The 7,994-nt window shown below is 51.5% G+C and carries 9 protein-coding genes and 1 pseudogene; 5 read left to right on the top strand and 5 right to left on the bottom strand.

Annotation, left to right across the window (positions count from 1 at the left end):
* The 3 genes and pseudogenes from MVG27_RS03795 to moaA form a co-directional block, all read right to left on the bottom strand.
* Positions 1 to 303, bottom strand: a pseudogene (locus tag MVG27_RS03795) (class I SAM-dependent methyltransferase family protein); the annotation flags it as partial.
* Entirely contained in the window at positions 200 to 1,147 is a 948-nt protein-coding gene (locus MVG27_RS03790; protein WP_297556222.1) for a DUF835 domain-containing protein, read from the bottom strand. The gene MVG27_RS03790 and the pseudogene MVG27_RS03795, both read right to left, overlap by 104 nt.
* A 44-nt stretch (positions 1,148 to 1,191) precedes the next feature.
* Positions 1,192 to 2,118, bottom strand: coding sequence for a GTP 3',8-cyclase MoaA (moaA, locus tag MVG27_RS03785; RefSeq protein WP_297556220.1), 927 nt, complete (start codon positions 2,116 to 2,118; stop codon positions 1,192 to 1,194).
* Between the two features lie 133 nt (positions 2,119 to 2,251).
* Here moaA and MVG27_RS03780 point away from each other — a divergent pair, with 133 nt between their 5' ends.
* Together MVG27_RS03780 and MVG27_RS03775 are read left to right on the top strand one after the other, a co-directional pair.
* Entirely contained in the window at positions 2,252 to 2,983 is a 732-nt protein-coding gene (locus tag MVG27_RS03780) for a hypothetical protein (protein ID WP_297556219.1), read from the top strand.
* On the top strand, positions 2,955 to 4,370 hold the full coding sequence (locus MVG27_RS03775; RefSeq protein ID WP_297556224.1) for a ribonuclease E/G: 1,416 nt from the start codon (positions 2,955 to 2,957) through the stop codon (positions 4,368 to 4,370). The genes MVG27_RS03780 and MVG27_RS03775 overlap by 29 nt, the downstream gene beginning before the upstream one ends.
* A 19-nt stretch (positions 4,371 to 4,389) precedes the next feature.
* Here MVG27_RS03775 and radB read toward each other — a convergent pair whose 3' ends face one another.
* Together radB and MVG27_RS03765 are read right to left on the bottom strand one after the other, a co-directional pair.
* Positions 4,390 to 5,055: a DNA repair and recombination protein RadB gene (radB, locus tag MVG27_RS03770; RefSeq protein ID WP_297556218.1), complete on the bottom strand. Its 666-nt coding sequence runs from the start codon at positions 5,053 to 5,055 to the stop codon at positions 4,390 to 4,392.
* Between the two features lie 9 nt (positions 5,056 to 5,064).
* Positions 5,065 to 5,700, bottom strand: coding sequence for an MBL fold metallo-hydrolase (locus MVG27_RS03765; RefSeq protein WP_297548574.1), 636 nt, complete (start codon positions 5,698 to 5,700; stop codon positions 5,065 to 5,067).
* An 88-nt stretch (positions 5,701 to 5,788) separates the two neighbouring features.
* On the opposite strand from MVG27_RS03765, the gene MVG27_RS03760 reads away from it, so the two are divergent.
* The 3 genes from MVG27_RS03760 to MVG27_RS03750 are packed head-to-tail and all read left to right on the top strand — an operon-like array spanning position 5,789 to position 7,752.
* A complete protein-coding gene (locus tag MVG27_RS03760; RefSeq protein WP_297548576.1) occupies positions 5,789 to 6,157 on the top strand; it encodes an ASCH domain-containing protein in 369 nt (122 codons plus the stop codon).
* Entirely contained in the window at positions 6,150 to 6,857 is a 708-nt protein-coding gene (locus MVG27_RS03755) for a DUF1614 domain-containing protein (protein ID WP_297548578.1), read from the top strand. Before MVG27_RS03760 ends, MVG27_RS03755 begins: the two co-directional genes overlap by 8 nt.
* Positions 6,858 to 6,912: 55 nt before the next feature.
* Complete coding sequence (locus MVG27_RS03750; RefSeq protein ID WP_297548580.1) at positions 6,913 to 7,752, top strand: ribose-phosphate diphosphokinase; 840 nt, start codon at positions 6,913 to 6,915, stop codon at positions 7,750 to 7,752.
* The last annotated feature ends 242 nt before the right edge of the window (positions 7,753 to 7,994 follow it).

Here is a 7,994-nt window from a genome sequence, read left to right as displayed (position 1 = left end):
AATCTGGATGACCGCTATGTCACCGATGACGTCGTAGCGCCTAAGGTATTTTAGTTCTTCCTCGCTCAGCCTCTCCGCCAAAACGCTCTCGAGGTTCTTGTATATCTGCCTCTCGGGCCTGAGCGGGAGCTCTATGGGAAGAACCTCGTATCCGAGGGAGTAAACCCTCTCGTCCTCAATTACGGGCAGGAGGACAAAGTCATCTTCCCTCTTCGGTCGCCTCTTCCCGTCGTAGAGGTTGAGCTTCTTCAGCTTCCTCTTTACCGGCTCCGCTTCTCTCTTTGGAACCCTCAGTGCTGGCATTGATGTCCCCCCTTCTCTTACTTGGTATTGCACCGAAGAGAGCGGGCCCCATCATTTTTTCCAGAACTTTCTCAACGTCAACATCTTCGAATTCCTTTTTGAGTATTGCCATCTGCTCCGGTGTTAGCGTGTCCTCGTTTGCTAGGATTAGAACGTGAGCATCCTCCATCATAGCCACGTCCCTGATTGAGAAAAGGAACTTGGCAACAGCCTTGAAGTCGGAGTAAAAGAGCATGTACTCTATTCCCTCGATATAAATAACGCTACCCGGGTTTTCCCTTATGAACTCAATGACTTTTCCGCTGAGGACGTGAAGACTACTTGGACTTACCGCTTTTTTGTGTTCGACCCTTGTGAGCCAGATGTACTCGTCGGGTTCTATTCTTGTTCTGGCTCTCCATTCGTTGGGATGTTCTCTTCCTACGATGAGAAGTGGCAATCCCGAATAGTTTTTAATGGCCTTCAGGAGAATAATCGCCTCCTCTCGTGATTTCAAAATCCCAGCAACTGGAAGGGAACATTTTATCTTTCTTTTTGGATGCTCTCTTTTTGGTTTCTTAAGCTTTTCAAGTATATCAAGGGCTTCATTGGCCAGAATGAGGTATCCTGCAGTGATTACGATAGCCTCAAGGATCCAAAAATCGGGATTAACGAGTACCGTAAGAAAAACGGCGACACCTCCAACTATTCCAAACAATCCAAATGATATGAGAAGGGTTAGGGCGAGCTTTTTAATGGGTTCTTCATGGTTTTTCCAACCCCAGTAGGATTTAACCATTCCATAAATTCCGATTATTATGAGCATTATCCCCGAGAAATAAGGAGTAAAACTTTCTATCCCCACGGTCCCACCGTTAAATACCTGCGCTTCAATCCACAAAAACCTTTCTACTTCCAGTAGGGTTCGCGTTTTAACACCGCTTTTTTGAAAATATCGACGAGTTCCGCGTCGCTCGCGCCGTTTCTCATTGCCGTCAAAAAGTCTATCAAATCGTCGTTTCTCAGAAGGCAGGTCTTGAACTTACCGTTCGAGGTGACCCTTAAGCGGGTGCAGTTGGCGCAGAAGACCGTGTTGTGCATCGCCCTGACTACCTCAACCTCGGCTATGCCGTAGTCAGTTGGGACGAAGTATTTCCTCCGCCTGTGCATCATCCTCTCGCGGATTTCAAGGGCGCGCTTTTCGAGTTCCCTCTCAACGGGCTTGAGGGGGTAGAAGTACTTCCGGAAAAACCCTGTCTCGGTCATCTCCCTCGGCGCTTCGAGCTCGATGAGCTGAAGTATCGTTCCGGTTCTGGCCGCGAAGTTCACCATGTCCCATATCTCACCATCGTTGAGTCCCTTCATAACCGTCATGTTGAGCTTGACGGGGGATAGGTACTTTACCGCCTCCTCTATGCCCTCGAGAACAGTTTCAAGCATGTCAACGCCCGTTATGCGCTTGTAAACTTCCGGCTTTAGGCTGTGGAGCGAGACGTTAACCCTGTCGAGGCCAGCCTTTGCGAGCGGTTTGGCGAGCTCCTTAAGCTTGCTCCCGTTGGTGGTCATGCTCAAGTCAATCACGTAGGGCTTTATGAGCCTCACAATCTCGATTATATCGTCTCTCACCGTCGGCTCTCCACCGGTAAGCTTGACTTTTTTTATTCCCAAGTGGGATGCTATTCTAACGAGCCTCTCTATCTCCTCAGGCGTCATCTCGTTTTTAGCTAAAAACCGCTGGCCCTCCCTGTGGCAGAAGAAACACCGGAAGTTGCACTCCTGTGTGAGCGAGATTCTGAGGTTCGTCACTGGCCTTCCAAAGCGGTCGTAGAGCGTCATGGGAACACCTTAAGTGAGTGGGAGTGGTTTTAAAAAAGGCTTTCGGGTAAGCGTTAGTGTTTAACACATCTGGAGAAAAATCGAAAAGTAAAAGTATGCCTAGGGTTAAGTCCTACCTTAGGGGGTTTCGGAGATGGAAGTTGACGCGCTCAGGTCACTCCTTCTTGAGCTTGAGAAGCTCCACTCCCGTTTTGAATCCGAGTTCTCCAGGCTATACGATGAGAACAACGTTGAAAGTCTTGAGGAGAGGCTACGCTCACTGCAGGGGTTATCCCTCGAGAAACTCGAAAAGGCCTCCTCCCTCTACCGTGAGCTGGCGAAGTTTGGGGGAAGGCTTGAGGAGCTCTCAAAGGAGCTATACAAAAACGAACACCAGATGAAGTTTAGGATAGAGGAGGTCATCTCCCACCTAAGAGGGGACGATTTCTCTGGACGGGCTAGACTTAAGGCCTCGCTGGACAGGCTGGTTCAGTTCCACAGGCTCTATGATTATGCAGTTAGGAAGGCCATAGGGGAGCTTTCCGGAGAAGTTGAGGGGCTGGCTCTCTTGGGCGAAAACCACAAAAAGGTTCCGGTTGGCATAATGGAGGAAATCCACAAAACGAGGCTGATTGAGGAAAGGCTCGAAACACTCGTAAGGTTCGTTTACAGGCTTTACGCTCATCCTTCAGATGTTTACCGCGTTGAGAGGGCTTTAATGGAGTGGCACTCCAAGGGTCTGCTCTGGGTCGAGGCGAGGAACGTGGAGAAGCTCAGCGGGGTGAGAGACGCTGGGGAAATCCTTGAGGGATTGACTCTCATCGGAGTGGTGGAGAAGAAAATGAGGGGTGGTGAAGGTGTCTACAAGCACAGGGCTTACGGTTAGGATTCGGGGCATCTACTCAACGGCCCTGACGAAGCTGTTCCTTGACAGGGGTTTCGGCATAAGCCAGCCGAGCAACAAGATAGTCGAACGCTTCGGGCTCGAAAAGACCTACGACGAGTTCGACGTGGACATCTACGACAAGAAGGACCGACACGGTGTTGTTCTCGTTGGAAACGCGGTTGAAGAGGCCAAGGCCGTCCTTGAGGATGAGCTTATCGACGTTTTCTTTAGGAGGCTCTCTTACCAGCTCTACGGCATTTACAAGGGTCTCGTCGTTAAGGTTGATGAGAGGTACGTTTACGTTGACCTCGGCAGTGCAATAGGAACGCTTCCAAAGAGGGAACTGCCCAATGCAAACGAAGGCGACGAGGTTCTCGTTCAGGTGAAGAAGCACAACCTCTTACCGCACCTGAGCACGACCCTTACAATACCTGGGGACTACGCGGTTTTGATCCCCAAGCCGATAGGCGTCCAGAGGCACGTGAAGATATCGAGAAAGATAAGGGACAACCAGGAGCGCGAGAGGCTCAGAATCCTAGGTTTGAGCATAGACCTCGGCGAGTGGGGAATCCTGTGGAGGACGGCAGCAGCTTATAAAGACTGGAACACCCTAAGGGACGAGATAGTTCGCCTCTCAAAGCTCGCTGACAGACTTGCCAAGGCGGACACTTACTTCGCACCCTCGCTCATCATCGAGGGCAGGAACATCTACGAGGTTGAATTCGGGGGAGGGGCGAAAAAGAAGCTCGACGAGATAAGGAATAAGGTAGTTCCAACCGTTGAAGGCCACCACCAGCTCAAAGCTAAGGACCCGGAGCTGGGCTTCGCCGTTGAGATAGCGGAGGGAATCCTCGCCAAGGTTCCGGGCCAGAGAATGAAGGTCAACCAGGGCTTCTGGGAAGCTCTTGTGGAAAACAAGGGGCCGAGGAAGGGCTGGCTCTTCAGTCTCGACCACGTCAAGCCCGACGGGCAGAGGATAAGGATTGGGCCGGGAGAAGTCGTTGAAGTCAGCCACAACCCCCTCAAGGTGACCATAAAGAGGCACCTCAAGCCCGGCAAGTTCTACGACGGCCTCGATCTGCCGATAGAGTTCGGTGACTACGCGATAACCGAGATTGAGGCCGGCAAATGGTGGTTCGTGCACCGCTACTATGATAAAAACGGCAACCTGAAGGGCGAGTACTACAACATCAACACCCCAGTCGAGATTTACCCCGACGGTGCTCGCTACATTGACCTTGAGGTTGACATCGTTAAGTGGCCCGACGGTACGAAGGAAATAATCGACAAGGAGAAGTTAGCTGAACACTACGAAGAAGGCATAATAAGTGAGAAGCTCTACAAGGCCGTCCTCAGGATTACGCAGGAAGTTTACGAGAGGATTTAGAGTTTAACTCTCTGTGTTTTTATTCCCCTACATCCTCAATGCCCTTCTCCGTGATTCTGAAATACACCATAACACCCTCCGGGCGGAAGCGGTGTCTCTCGAGGATGGCCAGCCTCAGACCAGGCTTCTGAAGTTTATCGAGGCGTAGAATATCCTTACACCTGTAACCGAGTGTCTGTTCGGCAACGGGTCTCGTCCGCTCCAGCCGAGTATCGTAGTGCACTTGGTTGATTACTAGAACCGGAATGTTCTGCCTCCTTGCAATCCAGAGCAGAACCTGAAGTTGTCTGCTGAGGTCCGTTAAAAGCCCAGCCCTGTTCTCTTCCGCCCGGTAGTGGGCCGTGATGGAGTCAACGACGACGAGGGAGAATGATTCATCAACCACCTTTTTGAGAGAGCCAATAACCCTTCTCTGCTCCTTAAAATCGGCTGGTGTGAAGAGTATGAAGCGCGAGAGAACTTCCTCGGGGTTCAGGTTTCTGGCTTCTGCCATCTGCCTTAGCCTTTCGGGAGAAAAGCCCCCTTCCGTATCTACATAGGCGACCTTCTTACCGCTCAGAATTCCGGTTTGAACCGCTAGGGTTGTCTTCCCCGTCGCGTAGGGCCCGTAAATCTGGGTGAGCACGCCGGGGGCGAAGCCTCCCCCGAGCAGTTCGTCGAGCTTTTTTGAGCCCGTTGATAGCATGGGGTTCCCTCAAAATGACATTTCCTCGTAGAGCTTGGGTTCCTTGAAGAGTACCCAGACGCGCCTCTTTCTGAGCTCCTCGGCGAGGGTTGAGGGGTTTGAATCGTTGTAAACGCCGTAGTGCATGGGAATGACGACCCTCGGTCTTATGTCTTCGACTATTTGCGTTGCCTCCCTCGCGTTGGCCGTTGAGCGACCGCTTATCGGAACGAGGAGAATGTCAACCTTTCCCCTCAGTCTTTGGAAAGCCGGACTCGGGTAGGTATCCCCGGGGTGGAAGAGTCTTTTATCGCCTTCAATTATGTAACCGAGGGGATACTGACTGGAAGGATGTTCAACGTAGATTGCGGTTATCTTAACACCGTTTTCAAGCTCTATTGTTTCTCCGGCTTCAATCTCCCTTACCTTTGTAACGCCATCGGCAACGGCCATCAGATAGACCTGCTTCGGCCCTATGACAGTGGCGTCCCTCAGCCTCGACAGGAGCTCGACCTTTCCGTAGTGGTCGGTGTGCTCGTGGGTTATTAGGATGTAGTCAACGTCGCCTATTCTGTCGTCGTCAACCTCTGGGTAGGGGTCTATCAGTATCTTCACTCCCTTCGTCTCAATCCAGAAACACGAGTGACCGTACCAGATGACCTTCATAGGTTCAACCTCCTCAAGTGCCTTTGGTAAAGCGGACTTAAAGTTTTCCCAGCGTTGGTTTTATTAACCTCTGAACGTACTAATCACGATGGCGATGGAAAGAAAAAAGGGCCTCATCGTGAGGGAACCCTACGCGAGTTTGATAGTTGAGGGCAAGAAAGTGTGGGAGATTCGAAAAACGAGGACGAGAATCCGGGGTGAGATTCTGATAATAAGCAACGGAAAGGCCATTGGGAAGGCGGAGCTCGTTGATGTTCTCGGTCCCTTCAAGCCGGAGGAGTTGAAAGACCATGAAGACAAGCACAGGGCGAGCGTTGAGTTCCTGAGGGAGTATTCCAACGGCAAGCCCCTCTACGCATGGGTCCTCAGGAACGCTGAGAAGTTCGAGAAGCCCAAGGATGTGGAGATGGCTAAGGGAGTCCAGATTTGGGCGAACGTGGTGGTTAAAGATGAGTAACGCAAGGCGCTTCCTTTTTCCTCCCCTTACCTGGCCGTTTCTTCTTCTGATTGCATCCCTTTTCGTGTTGGTCTTTCTGTTCTTTTCGAGTGCAGTCCTCATGGCGTTTAACAGGCTCGGTCTTCCGCCAGGGGTGGCCATTACGCTGTTTGCCTTTGCTCTCTTTGGAAGTTTCATAAACATACCCATAGCCGAGGAGGTGACCTACGAGCCCGTTATCAGGGTTAGGGAGGTCGGTTTCTTCGGGATTCTCTACCCCATTCCCTACTTCGACTGGGAGGAGAAGAAGACGATTATAGCCGTTAACGTTGGCGGTGCGCTCGTTCCGTTGAGCATCGTTCTCTACGAGCTATTCCGTCTGATTCACCTCGGGGAGTACGGTCTTCTCGTGAATACTCTCCTCGCTGTTTTTATAGCGTCTCTTTTGAGCAACGCCGTTGCGAGGCCAATCCGAGGACTTGGAATCGCGATGCCTTCTCTCTTCCCGCCCTTAGTAGCGGTTCTCTTGGGATGGCTCCTTGGAGACGGAAATCCAACGCTGGTTGCTTACGTTAGCGGAACCCTTGGCGTTTTAATTGGTGCAGACATCATGAACTGGAGGAAAATCAAGCATCTTGGCGCTCCGATGGTCAGCATCGGGGGAGCAGGAACTTTTGATGGAATCTTCCTGGCTGGAATCATTGCCGTTCTTTTAGTATGACGGTTGGTTTATAAGGCGGGAATTCAACATGAAACCGTCAATGGAGGTGGCGCTCATGTTCGTCATTGGGAGCGGGGGTAAGCACTTTGAAAAAGAGCTGAGGGAACTTGGCGGTGAAGTCCTCGAAGTTGAGCTCAGGAAGTTCCCTGATGGGGAGAAGTATGTCCGCGTTTTGGGTTCTGGAAATGAAGCAACGGTTGTTAGTTCGACCTTCGCACCCCAGGACGAGAAGATAGTGGAGTTGCTACTCATAGGTGACGCTTTGAGGGAGTCGGGTTTCCAAAGGCTGAGGGCCGTCGTGCCCTACTTCGCCTACAGCCGGCAGGACAGGGTTACCAAGGAGGGCGAACCGATAAGTGTGAGGGCTATAATGAAGGCGCTCGGCCTCTACTACGATGAGCTCTATGTCTTCGACCTCCACAATCCAGAGACGCTCAAGTATTTCCCTGGAAATGGCGTTAACGTCTCTCCGGCTGGGGTTATAGCTAGTTACTTTGCCGAGAAACTTGGCGATGGGATAGTACTGGCCCCGGACAAGGGGGCACGTAACAGAGCCAAAGCAGTTGCCGAAAAACTTGGTCTCGAATACAGCCACTTCGAGAAGAGAAGGATTTCTCCAACCGAGGTTGAGATGAGGCCAGTGGACATAGACGTCAGGGGGAAGAACGTTCTCATAGTTGACGACATCATAAGCACCGGGGGGACCATGATTAGAGCTTCTGAGATACTGAAAAAGCTTGGGGCAAGTAAGATATTCGTTGGGGTTACCCATGGAGTCTTTGCCGAGGGTGCCATTGAGAGGGTCAGTAAAGCCGTTGACGAGCTTGCCGTCACCAACACGATACCAACTCCAGTATCGAAGATAAGCATCGTCTCGGAGATACTCCGCCTCTGATTGCAAAAATTTTTGACGTTTTTATGTTCAATTCTGCACATTTTGACCCTCTCTTTTGACAGCTTCTTTTCTAAAAATCTCCTCCGAAACCGATTTTGCAAAAATTTTTCACTGCGGGGGTTCATCCCTATTGGGTGGAGCCCCCGAACAGGGGGCGACGAAGACCCGGGCGCCAAGACGGCGGCGTCGGGGGGAACGGGTGCAAAGCACCCAACGATGAACCCCGCCCTCCAGCCCGGGTC

Origin of the sequence: Thermococcus sp. (assembly GCF_027011145.1) — an archaeon.
GTDB lineage: Archaea > Methanobacteriota_B > Thermococci > Thermococcales > Thermococcaceae > Thermococcus.
This window is presented reverse-complemented; position numbering and strand designations above follow the sequence as displayed.